Consider the following 25,011-nt stretch of genomic DNA (forward strand, 5'->3'; position numbering starts at 1 on the left):
TTCACCACTCGATCGAGGGAAGCATTGTCGATGAGTGCGGACGGAGCATCACTGACCGGTCGAGCTATCTGATGATCCACTCTCCTGTACGGCGATCTACACCGGAAGGTACGGACTGGGCTTGCCGTGCCAGCTGATCCGCAGAGTGTCGCGGGCTCGGGTCGCAGCGACAAAGAGCAGCGAACGTGCTTTGCGTTCTTCTCGGGCGAAGCGCTGTTGATCTTCCTTCCGGTAGCGCTCGATCATGCCGGTACGAGGGATGACGCCGTCGCGGACGCCGACAATCGCCAGCTTCTGGTACTCGAGTCCCTTGAACCGGTGCATCGTGCCGACGTGGACTTCGCCGTCGCCCTTGGGCCCGTCCTTGGTGAGTTCGGCGCAGCTGATCTCAGCTTGTGTCGCGAGGTAGTGCATGACTTGGCTGACCATGTCCCTGTCTGCGACGCAGACGGCCACATTGCCGCGAGGGTCACGTCGAACTCCGTTGTCTCCAGTGGAGATCTCTGTGTGCCAGCTCGTCAAGGTCGCGGCGAGCTGGCGTAGTTCGTCCTCCCAGGATTCGCAGGCCACGAGTTCAGGTGCCGGACCGTGTAGCACAGAGCGATAGCCATCAAGGGTGTCGACACCATCGTCAAGGTTGTCGTAGGAGACCTTCCGGGGGTCGACGACTCCAACGGCGCGGGCGAGGATCTCCCGTGTAGTGCGGTAGCTGAGGGTCAGTCGTGACGAACGGCCGCGAATATTGATGCCTACCGTGCCGAGCGTGACCTGATGGTCGTAGATGCGCTGATGGGTATCGCCTGCGATGAACAGGTCGTTGGGGCTCTTCGGAACCATGGCACGCAACATCGTCCAGTGGGCGGCGCGGAGATCCTGGGCCTCGTCGACGACCACATGCCGGTAGCGGTGGCTGAGATAGCGCATGCCGGAGCTGTCGTCAGCTTGGGTCTGGTCGTGGCTGTCGGCAGACTCGTTGTCTTGCCGTGCCTCGATTTTCGCGGCCCGCTCCATCTCGAAGCGAGCCGCCCGCTCCGCGGCCTGGCCCCAGGTTTCGATGCCTTCCTTGTCCAGGCGTGCGGTGAACTGCTCTAGCAGCTTCCAGATCTGGTTGCGTTCCGGGCGAGTGAGTGATCGGCCGCGGCCTGCGCGGCGGGCGTCGAAGTACGCCTTACGGGAGTTCAGCGACTGACCGAGAACAACCTGGTCCCACTCCTCCAGGAGGAACTCGGCGTCCCAGCGTTGGTCGTCGACCTCAGCGAGCACCTGGCGGAGGACGCCGAGCGCCACGGTGTCGTAGACGCGTTGCTTGCCGACGCCGACGCCGGCGTTCTCGCTGAGAACTCGCGCGGCGAGCTGGTCGATGTGGGTGATCTCCACGCGGGCCAGCAACTCGGGTTCCAGCAGCGAGGCGAGGCGGGCGCGTAGGTCCGTGGTGAGATTCTTCGTGAACGTGGTCAGCAGGATCGGCTTGCCTGGGCCTGGCGGCAGCTGTTCAGCAAGATGCTTCACTCGATGCAGGGCGACGATGGTCTTGCCGGTGCCTGGCCCGCCGGAGACTCGGGCCGGTCCGTTGTAGTGGCGACCGACGAGCTTGGCCTGGCTCGGGTGCAGGAAGACCTTCCAGGTGCGGAAGTCACCCTCCTCGATCGCGGCCTTGAGGTCCTCGTCGAAAGTGGTGACCGTGGTGCGCGCAAGCGCCGCGTTCAAGTTCTCGGCGTAGTCGTTGCCCAGTTCGACCTCGACCTGGGCGGTGATCTCCCGGCGGACCTCGTCCATGCTCATGCCGGCGGCAAGCCCGTAGAGGATGTCCTTGGAAAGCAGTGGCGCGCCGGAAACCAGCTGGTCGAGTTCACCGCTGTCGGTGACCGCGAGGGCAAGATCGATCAGTTGCTCGGTGACGCCGAGGCCGCGGAGGTCCTCAGCCGTGATGTCGGCGAGGAGCGGAGCGACCGACTTGCTCGGCTTGCTCGGCGTGATCCGAGGAGTCTCGGGTTCCGGTTCGGCAGGCGTGAGCGTTACGCCGGCCCGCTGCAGCACGCTTTCACCGACCACGGAGAGATCCACGAACTCGATCTCGCCGGTGATCCGGTTGACCGCGACGGAGAGCTCCTCGTAGACGTGCTTGCGGTGCCGCACAGCGATGACGAGCCAGTTCTCCTGGCCTCTGTCGTCGATGCCTGTCTTGGCGAGCAGCGCTCGGTAGGACTGGTCGATCTTGGCTCGGAACACCCGGCGATCGCCCTTGAGCGGTTTGAGGTCGAGTCCTGGATGGTCAGGGTTGTCGCGGAAGAGATGGCAGAAGTCGTAGAACTTCGCCTTCACCGAGCGGTCGAGCTTGTACAGCTCCTGTTCGGCCTTCTGGTACAGGCTGAGCCGTGCGGTCATCGGGCGGCGGTACCTTCCGCGTCGGGGAGCAGTTCGAGAAGCGAGTCAAGGTGGTCGAGCCAGTCGTCCGCGGTGCGAGCCGTCCAGCCGGCCTCCGTGTACGCGTGATCGCGATTCCTCGCCTCCTCGTCGTGATCGTCGTCGGAATTGGCGACGACGGCGACGCGGACACGGGACTCCGCCCAGGCGAAGTCCGCCTGCCAGCGCGCCTCGCCGAGCTCGTGGCCGAAGATGGGCGCTCGCTTGCCATGTGCGGCAAGCAGTCTGGCAAGCCTGGTGAGCGCCGAATCCGGTTCGTCCTCGTCGAGGATCGGCAGGATCTCGTCGTCCCAGGAGGTATCTCGCAGCAGCTGCGCGATGTCCTGCTCAGCAGCTGACAACGAGTCGTCCGGCTCCGCGGCCTTCCGCGGCCGCGTGCGCTCGAGGAGGGAATCCAGCTCTCCCACGCCACCACACACGGTGAGGACCTCGACGGGAAAGGCGGCAGCCCTGCTGGACGCCAGCTGCACGCCGTCTCCACCGGTACGGGAGAGGAACTGCAGCAGGTTCGACCAGTAGAGCCAGGAACGCCAGCGCAGCTTGTGCTCGTCGGTCTCCAGCACCTCGTCGCTGTCGTCGAGGACCGCCATGGCGCTCCAGCGCACCGAGTCGGCAGAAGCCTCGTCGGTGAAGTCGACGGCCAGGACAATGGGCAGCCCGCTCAGGTCAGTGCCACGCAGTACGTGAAGTGGCCCGTCCTTCCCTGGCGTCTCCACCTCGCGCGAGGCGAGCTCTGCTCGCAACGCAGCCATTGCACCTTTCCGATCGACGCCTTGGGCGATCGGAACCGATGAGGTCGTCAGTCCCGCTACCAAAGCCTTGGCACGTCGTGCCCACAACGTGGCGTCGGGGCGTCGCAGATACGCGAGCAGGGAACGGATCGGGTCGACGAATACGGCGTCGGTCAGGTGGGCGCGGTGTTCGCCCAGTCCTTCGTAGACGTCCTTGGCCCTTTCCTGGGCGAGCCCCTGGTACGGCGGCCACACCGGCTCGGCACGATTGTTCCGGCTTTCGAACAGGTCGAGGTCGTCCCAGGTGATCTGGAAGACCACTCGCCCATCTGCGCGGAGCTGGTTGCGTTTGTCGCAGTCGTCCGCGAGCCGGTTGTACCTGCGAGTCGCGTGGTAGCGGTAGCCGTCGAGGTAGACGGTCACACTCTGCTTCGGACCGTCGACCCGTTCGAAAGTAAAGTCGGTACGCGTGTAGTCCAGGTCCTGCTGGGTGGTCAATCGCCAGTTGATGACCCCGTTCGTGTCAGCGAACCGGAGGTAGCCGCTGGCCCGGCCGTCCTCGTCCAGCGTGGCCTTCTCGTCGGTGGTGACCCACCCGCGCAACGCGGCCAGGAAACGAGCCTCGAGGTCGGACTCCACCTGCCTGTCCAGGCCGATCTGCCCGGTGTGCGGGAGCTTCTCGACTGCCCACGCATCGACGAGTGTCTCGCCGTGGTCGTCCACGGTGCCCAGCAAGTCGCTGAGAATCTCCAGGGCCTCGCGGCGGGAGACGATGTCCTGATAGCGCTCGTCGGTGTACCGGTGCAAGCAACGGTGACAGGCAAGGCGGCCTTCGTCCTTGCACGGGCAGTCGAGCAGCGTCCGCCGCGCATCGGCCAGCGTGGCCCTGAACGCGACCGGATCGGTGAGCCTGTGCAGATAACCCGTACCGCCGGGGAGCCGATCGAAGAGAACGAGGAAGTGGCGCCGTTCCCCAGTCGCTGGGTCCGGCATGGACGCCACGGTGGTGTCCAGATGTTGTGGATCACCACCGAAGTGCTTGTCCACGCCCAGCCGCAGCGCCGCGCGGAACGAGTGGACCTTCTCCTCGATGAGCACTGTCGCTGCGGGCAGCAGTACCCGCAGCGCCTCAGTCCTCAGCTGGTGCGCGAGCAACACCGGCACCTGAGGCACCGTGTCCGCGCGCTTTCCCCGCCGCAACGGACACCAAGGCTGATGGTGCTTGACCTTCGGGTTGCGGGCCGCGGACGAGTTCAACGCATCCGTGTCGTGGTCGAAAACCGGCTTACCGTCGGCCGTCGCCGCGCCGCAACCAGTGCAGACGTGGAACGGGCTCAACCGGATGGACTGCCCGGCGAGATCGTCCTCCAGGCTCCGGTCGAAGCGCGCGAGGCCGACGTTGACGCGCCGGACCATCGCGTTCCGGCAGAAGTCGACACCGAAGGTCTGTGTTGCATGGCGCCACGAAGTGTCCGGCTCGATCGCTTCGGTCGGGATGTCCACCGCGTCGATGACGGTGTAGAACCGCCGATCGCGGTCGTCCTTGTCGTCACCGATCCGCGCATCCTCACGTTTGCCACGGGAGGTGACGACAGCAGGCTCCACCACCTGATGCAGACACGATCCATCATCGGCGATGCGGGGGCTGCGGCAACGCGGGCACGGCGAGCGGTCCTCGACTGCGTTTTCGGTGCGCACGAAGCCGCAGTCCTGGCAGAACCTCCACTGCTGCCACTGGCGGTGAGCCGTGGTGCCGATCTCCATGCCGGTGATCTCGTGTTTGTACCCGTTGACGTAGAAAGTGTTGCCGGGCGCGAGTTCCGACAACGCGTACCGCCTGGGCCGGTCGTAAGAAGAGAGCTTGGAAGTGAACCGGTCCTTCCCCGTGACCGGATCCGTACCCTCAGACCAGTAGAGCGTCGCGTTTAGCGTGGTCGCGGTGTCGATCAGGGCATAGTTCGGCAGCAGCCCGAGGTCACACATCGCGTTCTGCGCAGGCGTCATGCCGTGCTGAAGCAGGCGCTTGCCGACCGCCCGCCGTTCGGCGTCGAGCTCGGCCCTCTGACTGGCCTGGTCCGGATCCGACTCGTGCAGCTCCGCATGCGCTTCGTCGATCATCTTCAGACGGGAGCGCAGAACGTCCTCGCTTCGCCGCCAGTCACGTTCAGCCTCCTCGGCCGCGCTGCGCAACCCGCGTGTTGCATAGGCCCGCAGGTCGGCCTTGGCCTCGTCGTTGACCCCGGAAGGGAACAGGGCCAGGAATCCCTCGACAAGTTGATCGCCCTGAGCGATGGCTACCTCGACCAGGTCAACGAGATACCCGGACGGACCGAACAACGCAGGCGCCTGAGGTGGCATAGCACGCAACGGGACGCCGTCGTTCCGGAGCAGACGGCCTCGCGCCGCGAGATCCAGGAGGTGCGCGAGGTACTGACGGCGCAGGATTTCGACCGCGGAAAGGTGACACCCAGGTGGCACGATCTGGCCGGCGATCATCTCCCTGGGCTGGTCGAGGAAGTAGAGATCCCGGCGACTGCGATCGGGAATAGTAAGCAGGAAAGCGTTGCCGGTGCGGCGTCCAGCGCGGCCGACCTGCTGTGCGTAGTTGGCAGGGCGGCGCGGCAACGCTGCCAGCACGACGGCGGACAGGTCGCCGATGTCGATACCCATCTCCAGCGTGGGCGTGCACGAGAGCACGTTGGGATCCTTGAACCCGGTGCCGTGCTTGAACGCCGCTTCGACCCGTTCGCGCTCAGGGCGGCTGAGCATGCCGGTGTGCTCGGCGGTGATCACCTGGTACGTGCCCGCACGCCGGTACAGACGCCGGTAGTAGTCGTTGCGGTAGTCACGATCCCGCTGGTGGACTCCCAGTTCATCCGGACGGTCTCCGGCGACGAGCCGACCTGTGCGGCAACGGTAGGAAGGGCAGGGCTGGCTGTGCCACTGCTCCAGCAGTGCCGGGTGCACCGTCTGCTCCCAGAAGCACACCGGGCAACGAACAAACGCGGTGTTCACCTCATCATCGGTCAACAACCGGATGTCGATATTGCCCGGCTGAAGTCCGTAAATCCGGACGGAGCTGTCCTTGGGCGTGCCGACCGAAAGCAGACCAGCGGCAGCGAGCTCGGGCAGCAGCCGACTCCAGAACTCCGGCGCCTGTTCACGCGGCAGTTCCAGGCACCGCTGTACCCAACGCTCATACCAGGACAACCGGCCTGTGGCGAAGTCGAACTCGCTGGCAGCCTTGGGCTGGCCTAGTAGGAAGACCGGGGCGCCGATCCCCTTCGGGAACGCTCGCATGCCAGCAGGACGACCACCCCAGACGTGATACCGACTGGTACCTGCCTCCTGCAGATATCCCTTCAACCATTGGTGCTTGATCGCGCCACGAGTCCGCAGCCGCTCCAGAAAAATCCGCAGAAACGCCAGATATCTCGCATCATCCTGCGCCTCGGGCAACACACCACCTCGTTCGAGCCCGAGGTGGACATTCTTGACGAGCTCCACAGCCACAGCCGTGTCGGGGACGTGAACCTGTGCGGCCGCGGTGCGCGTCAGCTCCAGGGTGCGGCCATTGCGCGACCGGAAACCGAACTCCATCAACGCTTCGAAGGCAAGCCGCTCGCCGATCAGCCGCCAGGTCTTCAGATCCCCACCGCGGCCCTGACCGGAGAGCAGCCGGTTCACTCCCTTGTGGTCGTGCAGGTCGGTCGGCACGACCGCGCTCAAGGTCTTCGGATCGGTGGTCGCTGCGACAACGTCGGCGATCAGGTTGTTCAGTGCAGTCGGCCGATCCTCGGACAGATGCTTCTTCAGCAGCGCACGCAGTGAGAACGTGTACGAACGGCTGGCAACGAATCCGGCCCGGTGCGCGGCATCCTGCACCGAGTCGTTGAACATCAGCGTCTTGTCCTCGGCCAGCTCCTCATCGAGCTCTCCGCCGGTGAAGAGCTGGGTCACCGATGCCGCCGCGAGTGCGGCGGCACCAGTACCCAGGTACCGGATCGCATTGCGCTCGCCGCACGCCGGGCACCAGTCCTCACCGGCCGCGGTGTTCGCGGTATCGCCGATATTGACCAGAACAAAGGCCGAATCGCGCGCCGTCAGGCGCGGTTCACCAGTCGACTGGTCGTAGTCCTTCTGCGGATCGGGCACCCTAAGCCGGCGCTCAAGCCCATCCAGCACCAGCAGAATCCCACCCGTGCCATGGGCAAGAGCGCCCTTGTCCCTGCGGGAACGAGCCGACACCGCCATCGGTGCGGCGCCGGAACCTTCACGCGCCTCACGATCAGTCGCCGCGATCAGGTTGCGAACCCTGATCTTGTCCTGGCTGGTGGAGGCCCGCCGGATCTTGTGAGTGTCGAACTCCACGTCCTGGTCGTCGCTCTCCGGGGAGAACACCGCCCAGCCAGAGCGCCCGCAGTCGCGGCAGTAGACCGCAGGCAGGAACAGGTTCGCTGACTGCCCGGACGTCGCCACCGTCACCGGAGCCGTACGGCCGTGGTTCGCGCCGTGCGCATCGTTGGTTCCGGCTGTGTCCCACCGGAACTCCGCCTTCGGCCACGGCACCACACCACGCACGAGCCGGGACACCGAACGAGCCCACTGGTGCACCTCAACATGCGCGAACGGACGCGGCCGTTCCGGACTGGACTCGGGGTCACGCGCGATGGAGAGCAGCGCCACGAACCGGGCGAGAGCGCCGGCCGCCATCTCTGGCTGCCGTGTGATCGCCTGCACCCACGATTGCGCGCCAGTACGCCACATCATGTCCAGAATCTCGGCGCCCGTCCGCACCGCGCCGTCCAGCGAGCGCATGACGGCTGAGGTGAGCATGTGTTTCTTCAGGTTCGCGCCAAGCACGAACGGATCCAGGTCACGGGTGCCGGTGACCGCCTCGACCAGATCCGCCAACGCTTCCTCGCCCGTGGCCGGATCGGGCAACGCGGCAAGCTGCTCGGGCAACGGGAACGGGAGCACCGGATCGAAGTCGTGGACAGGAATGAACTCGTCCACCGACTGCCGGTTCTCGCCGACTACCGCGTCCGCGGTGAACTCGGTACCGAAGACCTGCGTGGCGACGTCGAGCAGCGCGCTCGCGTCAGCATTGGCACCGGAGCCCAAAGTCGCGGACGTGGCCACCGGGCAGATGCGGCCGAGTGGCCGGGCAGGCTCAGGCACCCCTACCGCGGCAGCCAAACGACGCAGCAGCATCGCCACGTCAGTTCCCTGCGCACCGTCGTAGGTGTGGAACTCGTCCACTACGACGTAGCGGATGTCCGCGTCGGTCCACAGTGGAGCGTCTGGGGACCGTTGCAGCAACAGGTCGAGCATCTTGTAGTTGGTGATGAGAATGTCGGGCGGTGAGAGCCACATGTCCGAGCGCCGGGTGTGGACCTTCTCGTACTTGGTTGCTGCCCGGTCACCGATGTACAGGCCTGCGTGCAGCCTGCTCAACGCCTTGTGCTCGACGAGCAGTCCGTTGAGACGTTGCGCCTGGTCTGTCGCGAGGGCGTTCATCGGGTACAGGAAAACCGCTTTGATTCCAAAGTTCCCGGCGGCCTTCTCCCGCGCGCAGTGATCGAGAATCGGGTACAGGAACGCCTCCGTCTTACCGGAGCCCGTACCCGTGGTGATGACAGTTGGCTGCGGGGTTCGGCCACCCGCTGAACTGAGCCGGGCGAAGGCCTCGGCCTGGTGGGCGTACGGCGTCCAGCCATCCTCGCGCTTCCACTCCAGCAGCTCGCGCCAGCTGGGATCCGCAGTGGTGAAGGGTGTGCGGATGCGCAGGAACGGACCCCGGAACATTCCGGAGGTCTCGTCCCCGAGGAACCGGTGCAGGGACTCGCGTGCGCCTTCATCGGTGAGGGCGTAGGTGGTCGACAGGTACTGCAGCAGGCTTTCCTTGAGCCCACGTGCTTCCAGCGTCGGCCTCACGACTGCGGCACCTCCTGCTTCACCGGGTCCCACTCGCCGCGCGCAACGGCGGCGTCGAGACGAGCCTGGAACACGGCATGCGCTTTCCGCATCTCGGTTTCGCGATCAGCCTTGTAGAATGGAGCGGTGTAGCCCTCCGGCACCCGAGCGGTGTCCGGAGCAGCCTGGTAGGCCTCGAACTGGACCCAGGTCTCCTTCGTCTGGCGCTGACCGATCGTGCGGGCGTTGCCGGCCAGCTTCCAGCCATCAGCGTCGAACCATGTCACGGCCTCGTACTTCTGCAGCACCGGGAATCGCCCTCGGTACGCGGCGATCAAGGCGTCCGCGCTCATCCCCAGCCACACAGCCACCAGGGCATCGATCTCGACCAACGCGGATCGCCGTGCCCGCTCAGACCGCAACGGCGTCTGAGGCCTCCACTCCGGCGTGACGTCGTGCAACGGCTGAAGTCCGGACCAGTCGTACGCCCAGCGCTCGCTTCCCTGCCAAGCAGAGTCGTACAACTCTGCCCACAGCTTCCTGTACGCATCCGTTAGGCAGTTGAGACGCAAAGTACGAAGCAAGAGACCGGAGGCAAGCGGGTGGTCCTGTGCAGGGGCTGGCATCGCCTTCGCCCCAGCAACGCGGAGATCACCTCGACCAGTAGCTCGCAAGAAGTAGTCCAACGGGAGCGCAGCCCAAAAGCCCGCAACCAACACCAAGAGATTCGTCGCGGGCAAAACAAGACTGTGTACCGCATCCACGTGGGTTGCACCAGGCGGGATCAACGCCGGATACAGTGCGCGCTCAGTGTTGGGGGCGATCTGGCGACGCCAGGCCAGCCGGTGAAAAACGGCGGACCTTCGCCGAGCTCTGGCCACGAGCAACGCATCGATCTTGTCCGGATCGACCTCGTCCTCGCTGACGCCTTCAGCCAAGGCAACCCGGCTTCGCGCGCGAGTGATTGCCTTCTCGTCTGCACGAAGGCGCGCGAGCGCTCGATAGTCGACCCAGCGATCCTGCGCCGAAAGGAAAGCCTGCGTTCTACCCTGCGCACGCACGTACTCAGTGTCAGGCACGAAGTCCGGCGAGAGGCTGACGAGGTCAGCACCATACGGATCGTTGCTGTTGGCGTCGTACCGCTTGAACACAGGAGTGGCAACGCTGAACTGCGTTCCCTTGAGAATTACCTTGCGCCATCGGTCAGGCTGGTACTCCTGCCCGGTGGCAACATCTCGACGGTTGTACTCGATCAGATTGTTCTTCTTCGCGCCACTCTCGTCGTATCCACGAGTGATCTGTGGCGACAGGGCTCCCAGCCGTAGCGGGTACCCCGCAAGGGCTTCGATGGCCGACGCTTCCGCCTTGCTGACCGGAAACAGCAGGCGTGCCTGCTCGACGGGCTGATCCTCCTCATCCAGGAGGCGCCGCCAGACCGAGAGTTGCTCCAGGTCAACCGGCACCACTCGACTTGAGTGCACACGCGCGTCGAACTCACCGTTGCGATACCGGATTCCCGGCACCTCACCTGACCCATCGTGCTGGGCAGAGTGCCGCAGAGCATCCGCCGAAACCAACCACGACAGGTGATCGAACCTGATCTCTCCAGGCCGTCCGTAGACATGTACACCGAAGTGAGCAGTGTGACCAACAGGCTCAGGGAAAAATCGCTGCCCCGAGTTCACGAAGTCCCCATGAATACGAAGTCGGCGGTAAGCAGCCGCCCTGAGATTCCCTTCTTTGTCACCGGTGAAGTGGGTGTCCGGATGGACAAGCCCTGTTGTCCCAGCCACTGAGGCATGAGCCCACACCTGGGACATGAACGCCCGGTACAGGTCAGGCTGAGTCCCAACCAGGAGCGGGTAGACCTGCGAAGAGCCGAACAGCGCAACCTGACCAGTCGTATTGGTCAACTCGCCGAGGAAGTACTCAACTGTCTTTGGCGTCTGCAGGAGCTTTCCTCGCCTGGTCTCCTTCTCTGCACTCGACGCCTTTTCTTGCAGCTCGAACCAGGGCTCATGCTCGGCAAGGACCCCGGACTCGTTCCACCGTGGCCGCACCCAGGGCGGGTTACCCACCTGAAGATCGAAGCCTCCGCCCTGGGCGAAGACGAGTGCGAACTCCAGTTCCCAGTGCAGGAAGTCCTGCTGCTTCCCAATGTCCCGCACTATGTGAAGCCACGGAAACCGCTGCTCGGGATTCGCCGGATCCATGCCCATGAAGCTGGGCAGGAATCCCTCGAACTCCTTCAACTCGTCCAGGTTGTCGAACTGCGCAATGATCGAGTCCTCGGGCACGTCCTCAGTGCCGAGCATCGCTTCCAGGAAGTCCAGCCAGTCGTCGAGATCCTTCAACGGAATGGCATCCCGCAGAGGCACGGCCTTCGGCTTGGCCTTCGCCACCGACCTCTGCCTGATCGTCGTGGTCTCGATGATCAGTTCGTCATCAGGCTTCGGTTCCAGGTCAGCGAGCGAGGTCTGCTCAGGCCCCAGGGCGAACAAGGCGAAGCGCTCCTCGACCCGAGGCCACGTCGCCGCCGCCGCTGGCGATTCACCAAGCAGCGCACTGACTGCCACGGTGTCCACTGCGGCCGTCTGCTCGTACGCCCCATCCGTCCCGTCAAGCAACGCGGCCTTGTCAACCGGCCAGAACCAGAGCGCACACCAAGCGTCCATGACGGTCTTCAGCCGCCAGTAGGGCGTGTCGACGTCGTTGAAGAGGTCTTTGAAGACCTGTTCCTTCGGCACAGCGTGCTCCGGCCGCCGAAGGAAGCCGTACTCAGGATAGAGCTCCGGATCGGCGCCCCACACGTCAATCCGGCGGGCGATCGCTTCCTCCGAGATCTCCATCCGCTTGACAACAAGCGCCCACAGGAACTCTACCCGTCTCGCGGCGTCGCGAAGTCTGGTGAACTGGGATCGCGCCTCGGGCTGGGGCTTGCCGTCCTTGATCTTGGGTGCACCGGTCTTCGTGTTCAAGTGTGCCGTGCTGCGCTTCGGCCGCTGGAGTATCCCCTTCTTCCACGCGGTGAGTTGCGACGCCTCATTGCCGGCGAGTTCCTTGGCCTCGGTTGCCCCCGCGACCGCCGCCCAGCCAGGACTCGGCAGGAGGAACTGGTGCACCGCGTCCTCTGGCAGTGGCTGCTCCACACCGTCCTTCAGAAACGGCAACTGAGTCGGCCCCAGCCCACCCTTGGCCTTGAGCCACGCTTTCTCCGCCGAAGCAACGTCCTCCCCCGCGTAGACAGCCCGTCGCCCACCGATGAGCGAGTTGCCACGACGAAGGTGCAAACCGAACCACGGTGCTCGCATGCCGGGATGCATCGTGTTGAGCCACAACGACACTTCGGCCAGCTCGACGCCGGTCGCGTTCAGGTCCACGCCGTACGCGTTGTGCAACGCGATGTACGCCTTGGCCTTCTGCTTCTCCGTCAAGGCATCCGCCGTCGGAATCGAGACTCCGCGCTCGTCCTGACGCCGCCGCAGGTATTCGTCGGCGACCTGGTTGATCGCCTCGTTGAGAAAGGCCCCGGACCCGAGTGCGGGCTCGCAGATCTTGTACGTCAACAGCTCCGCGGCCCGCGTCTTGATCGTGTTCCCGTCGGCGTCTCGCTCCTGGTCGAGCCGGTGCTTCAGCGCGAGCTCGACCGTGACCTTGGTGAGCGACTCCGGCGTGTAGTACGAGGCGGACGTCTCGCGGTCTCGCCCGGCAAGCCGATAGACGAAGCTGCCTGCCGGGTAACGCTTCGGCCCGCGCAGCCCCTTGCGGTTGTCGTGCTCGTTGTACTCGACGAGTGTGCTCGCCGGGTAGTCCGTCTGCCGGTGCGCGGGGATCAGCCACGACCCCTTGTCCGGGTCACCTCCCTTGGCGACCTCGCACAGCTCCTCCTCGGCGATGATCCCGGTGTAGGACATCAAGCCCTCGTAGACAGCGCCGAGCTGGTTGATGCCCAGGTTGCGGTACGAGATGAACCCACCGCGCTCACCGCGCCGGGTGGCTTTCTTCATCGTCAGCAGCCGCAGCACCTCGTGCAGCGCGGAGTTGCGCAGCCGCAGATCCAGGACGAGGCCGCTGTCCTCAGCAGCACGAGGATCGTTGACGCTGCGGCCGATCAGCCGGATCGCCTTCGGCTCGAACAGTTCACTGCGCAGCGGCTCGAACCGAAGGCCGCGGTCTTCGCTTCGACGTGCGGCCTTCGACTTCCGGGTCGCCTCGTCGTCGCTGGGGAGGTCGTCGTCGGACTCGGTGCCATACGGGCGGTGCCCGTTGTTGACCTTGTCGAAGAGAACGTGCAGCGACTCGAAGAGATGGAAGCCGTTCCTGGCTTCCTCCTCGATGAGCTGCTCGTCGCGCTCGACGAGCTCACGCAGCCGTGCAACCGAGTAGCCGGCCTCATAGGAGCCGTCATCCGCAGGAAGGATGCCCAGCTCAGGCCGAGCTTCGGCGTACAGCAAGAAGAGGATCCGATAGAGATAGCGCAGCGACTCGCGGGTGAGTTCCTTGGCGAACGGGATCCTGATGTCCTCGACTTGCCGAGGCTCGACACCGGCCGCGTCCAACCGCGCCAGCACCTCGTTGGCAATGATCTCGACCGAACGCTGGAGACCTTCACGGAGTTCCCCGGAAACTCCGACCGCGTTGTCCGTCGACGCTTTGAGGAGCGCGTCGATCTGTGGTCCCTTGCCGTCCTCCCCAGGAACCAGCATCTCGTGGCTGAAGAGTGCGGCGATGGTGGCCAGTTCGCCGAGTTGCTTGCGATCGTTGCGTTCCAGCGCCGCATCCAGGTTCACGGCGAGGAAACGTCCCTCGGCCCATGCCTGTCGGTCGGCGAGCACGATGACTCCACCGCACAGCAGGATCACGAAGCGAGGCGGCGCGCCGCCGGCCTCGTTCAGTTCACTCTGGAACAACCATGTCGCAAGAGCCGGCCCCGTCTCGTACGCCTCGCTGGCGCCCACCCGCAGCGGATGCAGTAGCCGTCCAGGGCCATCGGCGTCGAGAGCGGAGTCGTTGACCGCTGCCCAGCCGCATTCGATCGCAACGATCCCATCGCCGTGCCATGCGGCTTCGACGACGTGTTCGCGTCCGGCCCGGTGGACCGTGAGCTGCGTAGGGCCTTCCGCGAAGCCGAGGGCATCAAGAATCTTCTGGTGCCAGGCTCCCAGCCGCTTGCCCCACTCCGGATTGTTGTGGGTGCGCAGCCGAGCGGAGACCTCGTCGTCGTCCGCTGCGTCTTGCTCCGCACTTTCGGCGAAGAAGGTGCGGACTCGCTCGGACAGGTAGTCGGTGCGGAGATCACGCAGCTTCTGCCGCGGCGTCCTGCGCTTGTCGTACTCGTCGGTCTCACGCAGCGACCAGGTGGCGAGGAGCCCTTTCTTGAGATCCACGCCGAGCTGATCGGCGAAGTAGTGCGCCGCGAAGTATTCGCCCCGGTTGGTGAAGGAGTCGAAGTCGGTGCTCATCGGGCGGTGCCTCCCACGGCAGACAGCGGCTCGAGGACGGCGAGCAAGCGCAGCATCGGTGCTCCGGAGGTCTTCAACGAAGCGATAAGACCCTCGCGGCGACTGGCGGCGAGATTCACACCTTGTGCTCCGGCCTTACCCGCGGCAAAAAGCACCGCCTGATCCCGCCACTCCTGCACGCGCCTGCTGTAGGGCTCGAGAACCCGGTCGATGCGCTGCGCGTACTCGTTCTCCCGCTGCACGAGGTACCGCTCGGCCTCATCGATCGCTTGCGGGACAAGGTGTTGCAGTCCATCCTTGTCCTGCGGTGTCGCACGACCGGGCATCCGCGGCCCCACTCCACAGAGCTCCAGGAAGTCGGCATCGATCGGCACCACCTTCGGCGAGTCCGGCAAGCCGAGAACCGCCATCCACTCCACAACGGCCGGCCTGCCGAGGGCGTTGGAGTAGATCCCCTGGACGAGGAACACCGGGCCGGTCAGGCGCTCGTGGGGCAGGTAAGCCAGGACGAACGCCTCGTCATAGCGGATCGACGAGAGAGCATTGTCCGTCACCCAATCCAGCACCGGGTGGACGTCTGACACGTAACTGACGTTGGGCCACAACGTTTTCGATGAGTCGCGTGCTGCTTTGAGCCGCTTTTCGGCCAGCTGCTTGGAGAACGTCATCAGCAGCCGACCAGGCCTTGTCGAGGTCGGCAGGATGCCCTGTTCATCCAAATAGGACTTGGGCAACGCCTTGAACCGGTACTGCAGATCGGCCGGTGGTTCGAAGGCGATGGTGCCGTCCTCGTCACGACGCAACGAGAGGTCGTCTTCCGGACGGGTCGGACAGATCTGGCGCAACGCTTCATCGAAGTACGCGGACGTGGACTCGAACACTGAGGGGACCGTTGCGATCGCGACCTCTGCGTGGTCGGGGTCCGCGCCCACGTTCCCCAGCATGGTCGCGAGGAAACCTGCGCTGCCCTGCCGCGACTTCTTGATAGAGGTCTCGACGGTGCGGCCCGCGATCAGGTCCTTCGTGAGGCGGTCGTCCTCCTCCTTAGCCCGATACAAGCCTGTGACGGCCTCGGCCGATCCCTCGATCTTGTGGGCCTCCTCCTCTCGCCGAAGGAGCTTGGCACCGACCAGCCGGTCATCGAGCGAGAGGACCTCACCAGTCTCCTCATCCACACGCCACTGCACGTCGCTGGTGAGGACAAGAGCACGAAACTCGGGGGAACGTTCCTGCCCGTAGCGGTCGATGCGACCGTTGCGCTGCTCGATCCGGATCAACGACCACGGCAGGTCGTAGTGAATGAGCTGGTTGCATTGCTGGTGCAGGTTGACGCCTTCGGAGGCGACGTCATTGGTGACCAGGATCCGCACCGGGTCGTCCCGCAGGCCGAACTTCTCGATGATCTTCTTCTGCTCGTCTTCGCCAGTGGCCTCGCTGTGGATCACCTGCACCGCGCCGCCGTAGGACAGCCACGGCTTGTTCTTGTCATCGCTTTTGCCCGCGGGGAATCCCAACCGTACGGGTACGACCTCAGCGAGCCATTTCAACGTCGCGATGCGCTCGGAGAAGATCACGACGCGGGTCGTTGACTTGGGACCGACCCCGAGCTCGTTGAGCACCTCTACGAGCTTCGTCAGCTTCGCGGAGTCGGAGTCCTCGATTCGAGAGACGAGCCGGTCGAGGTCCAGCAGCGCCGACCGCTCGATCTCGCTCGGAGCCTTGGCGTTGTCCAATGTGCGCAGTCGCGTCCCAATGGTTTCCCGCAATGCCTTGTGGGAAGAGAGGAACGCCTTGAACAGCGTGTACGGGAACAGCTGGTGATCGCTGGCCGAGCCCGCTGTACGGTCGCGCGGGATCCACCGGGAAGCGAGTTCCTCGAAGATCGCTTCTTCCTTGCCCGTCGCCTTGGCCTCTACTGGCAAGGACGGTCCCCTGTCAGCCCACGCCCCCTTGAGGGAGTCACGCACTTCCCGTGAAGTCTTCGTCCTCCTGATGTAGAGGTGCTCGAGGTTCTTCACGTCGTAGTTCGACGGGTCTGCGATCGCGGCCTCGTCGAGCAGCTTGATCAGCTCGGCGAAAGACTCGGCGTTGCCGTTGTGCGGTGTTGCGGATGCGAGGATCAGGGCATCGGTACGGCGGGCGAGCAGTTGGGCGAGCGCGTTGTTGCGGGTACCGCGGTTGACCAGGTTGTGCGACTCATCGATGACGACAGCGTCCCAGTCGGTGTTGCCGAGGTGGTGCGCGTAGACATCGCTCTTGAGCGTGTCGACCGAGATGATGGCGCGTTTGAAGTAGGCGAACGGGTTGCGGCCCGCCGGAATGTCCTGCTGGATCCGCTGGATGCCGGTCGAGTCGAGCCGCACCAGCGGAATGGAGAAACGGGTCCACAGCTCGCGCTGGAACTGCTCAAGGACGTGTGCCGGCGTCACCACGAGGATCCGCTCACCACGGCCACGACGGATGAGCTCGGCGAGCAGAAGTCCGATCTCCAGGGTCTTGCCAAGGCCCACCACGTCCGCGATGAGGATGCGCGGCTGCGGGTTCTGCATCGACAGCGCGAGTTCGGCGGGACGCAGCTGATGGGTCTGCTTGTCCATGAGGAAGCTGTCGGCGAGGGCGAGACCGTGCTCTGTCTGAGGCAAGGCGGTCTTGCGGATCGCCGCCTCCAGGTAGAGACGCGCCCGGCGATGGTTCGGAGAGTCGTCAGCCACCAGCCGGGTCTTCCGAGGGTCGAGCACTTCGACATCGTCGAGCTTCTCGTAGAAGACCGCGTCAGTTCCGCGGACGAACGGGGAGACGCCGGTGACTTCGAGCATCCAGCCGTCGTGGCGAGTACTGCTGACCTTCCTCACCAACCACTGCTCGTCACGAATCCGCACCTGAGCGCCAGGCGCGTACCTCGCCGCGTGCTCAGGCATCTCCTGCGCCATTTCGACCTCAAGGGCGACGACGTCCTGGCCGTCTTCCCGCCCGACGTTCGCGGTCAAGCGCACTCCATTCATGAACTCGTTCGTCCAACCCGGCAGAACTGACTACAGCCCAGGTTGCGTTGCGTACTGCTTCCGCAGCTCCTCGGCCACTCGCTGCGAAGCAGGCACCCGCCCGCGGCGCATGCCAGCCTGAGGGGGTGCAGCGGCCTGGTCAACTTCACTGGACGCCTCGTTCTCCGAGGCTTCCGCGGACGCATCGGGCGGACCGTCGAGAGGGCTGTCCAGCGCCATTTCGCCGCTGAGGGGGACAGCCTGTGCTTCAAGGTGGTCCAGTAGCGAAGGCGGTGGAGGTGATACCGCTGTCGCTGACGAACTCCCAACCGTGCGGTCGATCAACGCGTGCCGGGCGCTCACTGGTGACAAACTGTTGTCGGACATCAGCTTCGTGCACTCGGCTGTCACCGTCTCGAGCGAAGGACGATCGGCCGGATCGTGCGCGAGCATCGATGAGATCAGCGGAAGCAGAGCGCCCGGGAGGCCGCCCAGGTCAGGATGCTGGCGGGGGTCGGCGACCTGTCCGACGATGGCTTCCCATCGGCCGCCTTCGTAGGGGTAATGCCCGGTCGCCGCGTACAGCAGAACGGTCCCCAGTCCATATACGTCCGCGGCTGGCGTGACCTGCGGGCGCCCCATCGCCTGCTCCGGTGGCATGCAGCGCACTGTGCCGATGATCATTCCGCTGTGTGAGAGCGTGTCCTTCGCCGCGTCCAGGAAGGCGCCGAGACCGAAGTCGATCAGGATCGGGCCGTAGTCGCCCATGATCACGTTCTGGGGCTTGAGGTCTCGGTGCAGGAGCCCGGTGGCATGTACGGCTGTCAGGCCTTCGGCCAGTAGCGCACCAAGACTTGCGACGAGCGGCCCAGGCAACGGGCAATGCGCTTCGACGTGGGCGAACAAGGTGCTTCCCGGCACGTACTCCATCGCCAGCCAGGGGCGATCAGCGTAGGGATCCGCGTCGAGGAACCTTGCAACCCGGTTCGTCCCGACGACGGTCCGGGCGATCAGGGCTTCCTTTTCGAACCGTGCGCGGGTGACCGGATCCAGCCGATCGCTGCGGATCAGCTTCACCGCGACGGGATCGCCAGCGGGCGAGTAGGCGAGGAACACCTCGCCCATGCCTCCGGAACCAAGCTCGCGCTCCACCACGTAGCGGCCAATCAGCGCGGGCATCTCACTCATGGCCTACCTGTCGCCTCCTCGTATCCACGTGTTACCGCACGCACTCTCGCCGCGAGAGGTACACCCTACTCGGTGAATCGCATTGAAGCAGCACGGAAGTAGGAGAAAAGCTGGTCAAAAGTGTGACACTGGGACCGCGGCAATACATTAATTGTCGCAGCGCTCGGTTGCACTGACCTCGCGTGGTGATACCTCAACGTCTCGGCAGATGACTGCAGTTCCACACTCGTCTCTTGCAGTCAACAAGCCATTCGTCCGCTTACTTCGTCGTCGGCCTCGGCCCGTACTTCTCCAGACCGTCTTTTGGCGACACGCCAATATCGCCGTGGCCAATCGACTTGGACGCTCCCACTTCATCCTTTGCCGGCAGGTTGTCCGAGGAGTAGACGACGTACTGGAACGACATGTGGTCTTCCCGGTCGTACGCCGGGCTCAGCCAGTAGTCGCGGTTCGCGATGTCCTCCAGCCTCTCCCAGACCTCGGCCGTGAACGACCCCGCACGGACGATCACATCGAGATCGATCTGCTGTCCCGAGTCGATGCCATGCACGTAGACATAACTCGCGTCGACTACCTCAGCCTGCGCCTTCCAGTCCGCCACGATCTTCTTGCAGAGCTCGTCCACGTCCTCGTAGTACTGCACGAAGAGATTGCAGCCCGACAGCAGCCCAGCCAGCATCACAACCAGGCCCACCACACCCGCCACACGCCTTGCCGCGCTCACTCCGCCCCTCCGCTTTCCGTGACAGGCCTGCGTCAACCCGGTCGATTCTGGTTCCGAAGGCGACCGTTGTGCGGTTCGCGGTGGTACCGCGCCGCTCGCTACGCAACCGCTACGGTCGCCGGTAGATCGAGTTGTCACTGAAGTCCTCGTCCTCGACCGGCTTCGGCTTCCGCGGTTCAGGAGTACTGAACGCGGGCACCGACACATCGGTGTCGAGCTGTCCTGTCTGTCCGCCGACCGCGTTCCGGAATTCGCCGAGCACGGTGGCCGCGGCACCTTCCCTCGCCTGCCGCACCAACTCCATCAGTTTCGCGGCGAGCTCCGGGTTCTGCGCGATCTCGAGATCAAGCAGGGCACCGTTCGGAGCCACCGTCACCGTCAACGCCTTGTCGTCGGAGGTGACGGTCTGCCCCGCCGCCTCCAGGTTGCGGCGGAACGCGACCGCGTTGCGCTGCAGTTCCGCGGTCTTGGCCTCGAAGTCGGCCAGCCATTCGTCCGGAGTCATCGTCCACTCACCTCGTCGTCGCTCTCGGCCCGTACTTCTCTTCGGGAGATCCGGAACCCTGGCCGAGACCACCCTGGTAGATCACCGGACCAGGCGTCGCCGACCCGCCGCCAAGCCCACTGACCTCGGAGTGGACCGCGAAGTTCACCTTGACGTCGCTCGACGACGTCTTCTGCCAGAAGTTGCGCCGGCCGACCTCCTGCAACTGGCCGATCACAGTGTCCTTGTCGATGTCCGCGCGGATCGTGACGTCGAGGTACATGACCTGCCCCTGATCCAGCCCATGGCGGTACTCGTACGTCGCATCGACGACCTCAGGCATCGTCTTCCAGTCGGCGACCGTCTGCTTGCCGAAACTGTCCACGCCCTCGTAGTACTGCTCGGTGACATTGCACCCAGCCAACAAGCCCACCACCACAGCGAGCAAACCGCCCAGCACGACCGAACGCAGTGCTCTACTCACCTCGTCGTCGGCCTCGGTCCGTACTTCTCCAGCCCGACTTCCTTGGAAACGCCGAGACCGGCACGGTGGATCGCGGTATCAGGCCCTGACTTAGTAGGCGGAGGGTTGTCCGAGGAATAAGCGGCGAACCGCAACGGCATGCTGCCACGGTCGTAGGCCGTGCTCTGCCAGTAGTCGCGGCTCCCGATGTCCTTCAGCTTGTCGATGATCTCGTCCGAGACCGCCTCCGTGCGGATGACGACCTCGAAGTTCATCTGCTGCCCCGAGTCGATGCCATGCTGATAGTCGTACCTGGCATCGGTGACCTCGGGCAGCTCCTTCCAGTCCGCCACGATCTTCTTGCCGAGGTCGTCGACATCCTCGTAGTACTGCACGACGCTGTTACATCCGGCCAGCAGCCCGACCAAGAGCGCGACCAGAGCCACCGACCTCACGACCGCCCTCACTTCACACCTTCCCTCTCCACGCGGTAGCGCCGCAATTCCGACTCATGGCTTCCTCCAGTGAATGCACCAGTGCTGTCCATGAATCGCCGGACCGATGGATCCGATCCCTCGTCCAATTGCTTGGCCACCGCAACGTAGTTCTGGTCGACTCGAGGCTTGTCCCGGTCGTTCTCGTCGTACCGGTAACCGCCGATGCTGTGGTTGTTGCCGACGTTTCCGGTCTGGTTCTCGAAGGTGACCGTCGTGCGGTTGGCGGTGTTCGGGTTGTCGGTGGCATCGAGGTGAGGAACGATGTCGCCCTTGTTCTCCAATGACAGCATCTGCACGTTGTCGGGAATGTCGATCCGGCCCACCGGCGAACCAGCGGTGACCACGTGCGTCACGTTGTAGCCAGCAGAGACGAGGTCGTTGGTCGACTGAGCAGCGACGATGCCGCCCTGGCTGTGACCGACCAGCATCACCGGCGCACCGGTCTCCTGCGCTCCAGCCTGCCGCAGCGCTTCCTCAATGCCCTTCTGCAGGACGGTGTTGTTTCCTGCCATCGCATCGACATTGACGCCTGTGTCGTTCGCGCTCTTGGGCTCCCATGGTGCGTTCCAGTGCTTGGTGCCGGGGATGTCGACCACGTAACCCGTCACGTTTCCGTTGGCGTCCTTGATGACCCGCACGTCGACGTTGCTCTGGTCGCCGTCGTCACGGGGCCTGTTGCGTTCATCGAGGCCCAGCATGATGTCGTGCAAGTTGTGGGGACCCGTGTCCGGCAGAGGATCCAAACCGGTAACGACCGCCGTGCCGTCCGCATACGTCGCGGCCAGCAGGTCCAATGTGGTGGCCAGGTCGACGGGCACGCCGAGCGACGACAGCATGCCGGGTGACATGCCGATCAGCGTGTCGACCATGCCTGGGTGGTCGGCCAGCCACTTGTTCCAGTCACCGTCGTAGTTGGCGTACACATCCGCGGCGATCGCGGTGCCTGCTGCGAGTCCAGCGGCGACAACACCGCCTGGTGCCGCAGCGACCGCCAGACCTGCCATCCAACGCGAGGCATCGAGTCCCCTGGCGGCGAGCTCGTCCGCCGCCTCGTAAGCCAGTTTCGTGGCGCGCAAGGCGTCACCGCGCAGGCCGATGGCCGCAGACGTGGCGGTGAGACCGGTCGGCCCGTCGAGCGCCATGGCCATGGCCGCCTCGAACTTCACCACCCCGGACGGGTTCAGCAGAGCTGAGGCAAGCACATCCGGCTCGGCGAGGAACTTGTGCCCAGCCATCGCGGTCTTGAGCATGTCATCGGCGACCTCGCCGGTGAGGGCGCTCATCGCCACGAGGTCCTCGCCTTTGGCCCGGAACCCACCGGCGCCACCGCTGACTTCGATGCCAGAGACCGGAGCGATTCCGATCGTCATGTCCTCAGGCATTACAGCGCTCCCGCCACAGCCGGGGCGACCCAGGTGCCCAGATCCTCACGAGCAGCCGGTTCCAACCGCACCATCCGACGGCCTGAGCCATCCGGCTCCGGATCGAGGCCGCTCCAGCCACCGTCGGTGTGCACCCAGCTGACCTGAGACGTCACCCCGTTACGGCCCACGACAAGACATCGCAATGCCCCGTCCGTTTCGGTCGCCACCTGCTGCGCGAGCGCGGCCTCGCTGCCGGACAGGCTAAGTGCGGCGACAGCAGCGGCCGGACCACCTGGGTCAGCGTCGCGGAACAACCGGGCCGCGCCCATCTCCTGCAACGCCGCCAGCGGCAACCGGCCACGCAACGGGGTCGGTTCGGGGCCTCCCCCGCCCAGACGTGACTCCACACTGGATTCAACATCGGCATCCTCAGGCGGAACCGCTCGGATCAGCTCCTTGCCCAGGTCCGCCGAGGCGAACATCGACATCTCCACCGCACCGGTGCCCAGCTCGAACAACGACGCGCCCAGCGGGCCGGCGATCGTGTGCATGCTGTGCAGTCCCTTGTCGCCGATCGCCGCGACCGTGTCCAGCATGACCATCGGCAACGCCAGGATCTCCAGGTTCTTCACCACCGACCGATGCACTTCGCCGCCCACGCCGTCGACCACCCGCTTCTTGATCAGACCTGCCTCGGCAGGACCGATGTCGGCGGACGGCATCCATGAGGGCGGCAGTTCGACACCGGTGCGTTCGACGAGGTACGCGAGTTCACCGGCGGTCAGCACCAGCCGGTGCGGTGCCGGGGTCACGCGGGCACTCCCTGCCCGCGCAGGTACTCGCCGGCCTCCAGCCACGCCTTGTCCCCCGCGGGAGGCAGGTTGTCCGGTCCCCATTTCCACCCGGTCCACGGCGGCTGCGGAGGCGACGGCGGCTGACCACCACCAAAACCCAGCACGTCGGCCACACCGTTCGCAAAGTCCCTGGCCGCCTGGTTGAACGCGTCGACCGCACGCTCGAACCGGTCGATCGCGCTGGTGAACCAGCCGACCACAGCCTCGGAGATCTTCTTGATCATCGCGATCATCTCGCGGACTTCCTGGGCGTGCCGTCGCAGCAGCGCGGCGGCCTCAGTCAGGCCGTCCGCGGCCTTCTCCAGCTGCCGCTTGTCCCCACCGACCGTCTCCCGGCACCGCCCGGCCGCGACCGACTGCCACTCCATCTTCCGGGCGTCGTCGTCAAGCTTCTTGGCGCGATCCCGCACACCATCAGCGCGTTTCTCGATCTCGCCCGCGATCCGGTCCAGCTCGTCCGGGTTCCCGTACATGCACCCACCCCTCACTCACAGCGAGCGAATCATGACAGGTAGTGGATGCGCATGCTCTTCGCCTGAAATTGCGTGCTTCTACCTATCCACGGTGCCGACGTCGAACGCGATCTACTCACGGACTGTAGTGATCAACCTGCTAATTGGGGTCAAACAGTGCCGTAACGCTCCGTAGACCACAGGTCGACTGGCAGTATGGCTGCCGGTCACACACCGTGGGAGCGGTGTTCGGGGAGGGAAGATCCACGTGTCAGGGGAGATCGTCTGCTCGTTCGTCGAACTCGACGTGCTGGGAGTGGCGCTGAGGCTCGACGTGAGGGATGCCGAACAACAGCTCTGGATGCCACCCACCTAGCCCCGGTCCCACGTTCGCCGACAGTCCAAACAAGACAGTCATCTTTGTTGGGCAACGGCTTGACTTCCTCCGGGTGACGAAGCGTCCATAGAGACATAGACCCACTCATCACAGTTCGAATCGAGGATTGCCATGCCTAGCAAGACTGTCCGCACGAGCAACAGCACTAATACCAAGCGCAGCAAGACATCCACCAACCACGATGCGAGCGCGAAAAACACCGCACTGGACCCCGCGCCGAAGGCGGAGGACAAGCTGTGGTCGGTACTGCGTGACAATCCCGGCAACACGACGACCGAACTGGCCAGCAAAGCCGAGATCGGCAAGTCCACCGCAGCACGGTTCCTCGCCAAGTGGGCCACCGATGGCAGCGCCATCCGGACTCTGGGTACGGGGCCGCGCGCTGCCGACACCTGGACGGTTCCCGTAGACGTTCCGGCGGCCGACACCACGGCCGAGGTGACCACGTCCGGCACCGAGCCCTTCGACGCGACCGCGTCCACGCTCGACGAGACCGACACCCCAGCGCCCCCAGACGCACCGGAACCCGTCGTGGAGCCCGACGAAGCGACGACCGAGCCGGTATCGCGGCGACTTCCGCCCGGCGGGCTGCACGGCATGGTCGAGGACTTCCTGCGCGCCCACCCCAACGAGGAGTTCGGACCTGGTGCGATCGCCAAGAGCCTCGGCAGGTCCTCCGGCGCCGTAAGCAACGCGCTGGACCGATCGGTCACCTCCGGCCTCGCGTTAGTGCCGCCCCCCACGCCTACGTTTTTCCTGTTCGCCCCCGCGGGGGGTGCGGGGGCCGTAAATTACAACACCCCCCCCTTTTACATGGTGGGGGGGGCCCCTATCCGGCTTTGGGGGCCACCCCACTCCTTGTCTCACGCCACAACAGCTTCAGATGGCAGGACTCTGTAGGTTCCGCGCGAACATGAGCAATCTTGGCGGCGTGAAGTGGTGTTTCCACGCGATGTGACTGCTCGGTGTGAAGTTGATGTCCGCGGTAGTTGATCACTTGTTGCAGGTGGTGCAGGCGCTCAGCGGCATGAGCGGACGTTCGCCAGGACGATCAGCAACCACCGCAGCGAAGCG

The 25,011-nt window shown here is 64.8% G+C and carries 13 protein-coding genes; 1 reads left to right on the forward strand and 12 read right to left on the reverse strand.

The window, feature by feature from the left end:
- Positions 1-96: 96 nt before the first annotated feature.
- From ACWGE0_RS31455 to ACWGE0_RS31510, 12 genes are all read right to left on the reverse strand, one after another.
- A complete protein-coding gene (locus ACWGE0_RS31455) occupies positions 97-2,385 on the reverse strand; it encodes a UvrD-helicase domain-containing protein (protein ID WP_452264536.1) in 2,289 nt (762 codons plus the stop codon).
- The gene (locus ACWGE0_RS31460; protein WP_452264537.1) at positions 2,382-9,092 is read right to left on the reverse strand and encodes a DEAD/DEAH box helicase; all 6,711 of its coding nucleotides are present in this window, start codon (positions 9,090-9,092) and stop codon (positions 2,382-2,384) included. The genes ACWGE0_RS31455 and ACWGE0_RS31460 overlap by 4 nt, the downstream gene beginning before the upstream one ends.
- Entirely contained in the window at positions 9,089-14,533 is a 5,445-nt protein-coding gene (locus tag ACWGE0_RS31465; RefSeq protein WP_452264538.1) for a class I SAM-dependent DNA methyltransferase, read from the reverse strand. Before ACWGE0_RS31465 ends, ACWGE0_RS31460 begins: the two co-directional genes overlap by 4 nt.
- A complete protein-coding gene (locus ACWGE0_RS31470) occupies positions 14,530-17,520 on the reverse strand; it encodes a helicase-related protein (RefSeq protein WP_452264539.1) in 2,991 nt (996 codons plus the stop codon). Before ACWGE0_RS31470 ends, ACWGE0_RS31465 begins: the two co-directional genes overlap by 4 nt.
- 45 nt (positions 17,521-17,565) lie before the next feature.
- Positions 17,566-18,702 (reverse strand): serine/threonine-protein kinase, encoded by a 1,137-nt coding sequence (locus ACWGE0_RS31475; RefSeq protein WP_452264540.1) that lies wholly within the window; start codon positions 18,700-18,702, stop codon positions 17,566-17,568.
- A gap of 259 nt (positions 18,703-18,961) precedes the next feature.
- On the reverse strand, positions 18,962-19,426 hold the full coding sequence (locus ACWGE0_RS31480) for a hypothetical protein (RefSeq protein ID WP_452264541.1): 465 nt from the start codon (positions 19,424-19,426) through the stop codon (positions 18,962-18,964).
- A 109-nt stretch (positions 19,427-19,535) separates the two neighbouring features.
- Positions 19,536-19,931 carry a YbaB/EbfC family nucleoid-associated protein gene (locus ACWGE0_RS31485; RefSeq protein WP_452264542.1) on the reverse strand — a complete coding sequence of 132 codons (396 nt, stop codon included), beginning with the start codon at positions 19,929-19,931 and terminating at the stop codon, positions 19,536-19,538.
- A 7-nt stretch (positions 19,932-19,938) separates the two neighbouring features.
- Positions 19,939-20,394, reverse strand: a complete 456-nt coding sequence (locus tag ACWGE0_RS31490; RefSeq protein WP_452264543.1) for a hypothetical protein — start codon at positions 20,392-20,394, stop codon at positions 19,939-19,941.
- Complete coding sequence (locus ACWGE0_RS31495) at positions 20,391-20,840, reverse strand: hypothetical protein (protein ID WP_452264544.1); 450 nt, start codon at positions 20,838-20,840, stop codon at positions 20,391-20,393. The genes ACWGE0_RS31490 and ACWGE0_RS31495 overlap by 4 nt, the downstream gene beginning before the upstream one ends.
- The gene (locus tag ACWGE0_RS31500) at positions 20,837-22,153 is read right to left on the reverse strand and encodes a lipase family protein (RefSeq protein ID WP_452264545.1); all 1,317 of its coding nucleotides are present in this window, start codon (positions 22,151-22,153) and stop codon (positions 20,837-20,839) included. Before ACWGE0_RS31500 ends, ACWGE0_RS31495 begins: the two co-directional genes overlap by 4 nt.
- Positions 22,154-22,251: 98 nt before the next feature.
- Positions 22,252-23,046 carry a hypothetical protein gene (locus ACWGE0_RS31505; RefSeq protein WP_452264546.1) on the reverse strand — a complete coding sequence of 265 codons (795 nt, stop codon included), beginning with the start codon at positions 23,044-23,046 and terminating at the stop codon, positions 22,252-22,254.
- A complete protein-coding gene (locus ACWGE0_RS31510) occupies positions 23,043-23,561 on the reverse strand; it encodes a WXG100 family type VII secretion target (RefSeq protein ID WP_452264547.1) in 519 nt (172 codons plus the stop codon). The genes ACWGE0_RS31505 and ACWGE0_RS31510 overlap by 4 nt, the downstream gene beginning before the upstream one ends.
- Positions 23,562-24,048: 487 nt before the next feature.
- Between ACWGE0_RS31510 and ACWGE0_RS31515 the strand changes: the two genes are divergently transcribed.
- Positions 24,049-24,837 carry a hypothetical protein gene (locus ACWGE0_RS31515; protein WP_452264548.1) on the forward strand — a complete coding sequence of 263 codons (789 nt, stop codon included), beginning with the start codon at positions 24,049-24,051 and terminating at the stop codon, positions 24,835-24,837.
- The last annotated feature ends 174 nt before the right edge of the window (positions 24,838-25,011 follow it).

Source organism: Lentzea sp. NPDC054927, from assembly GCF_053610285.1.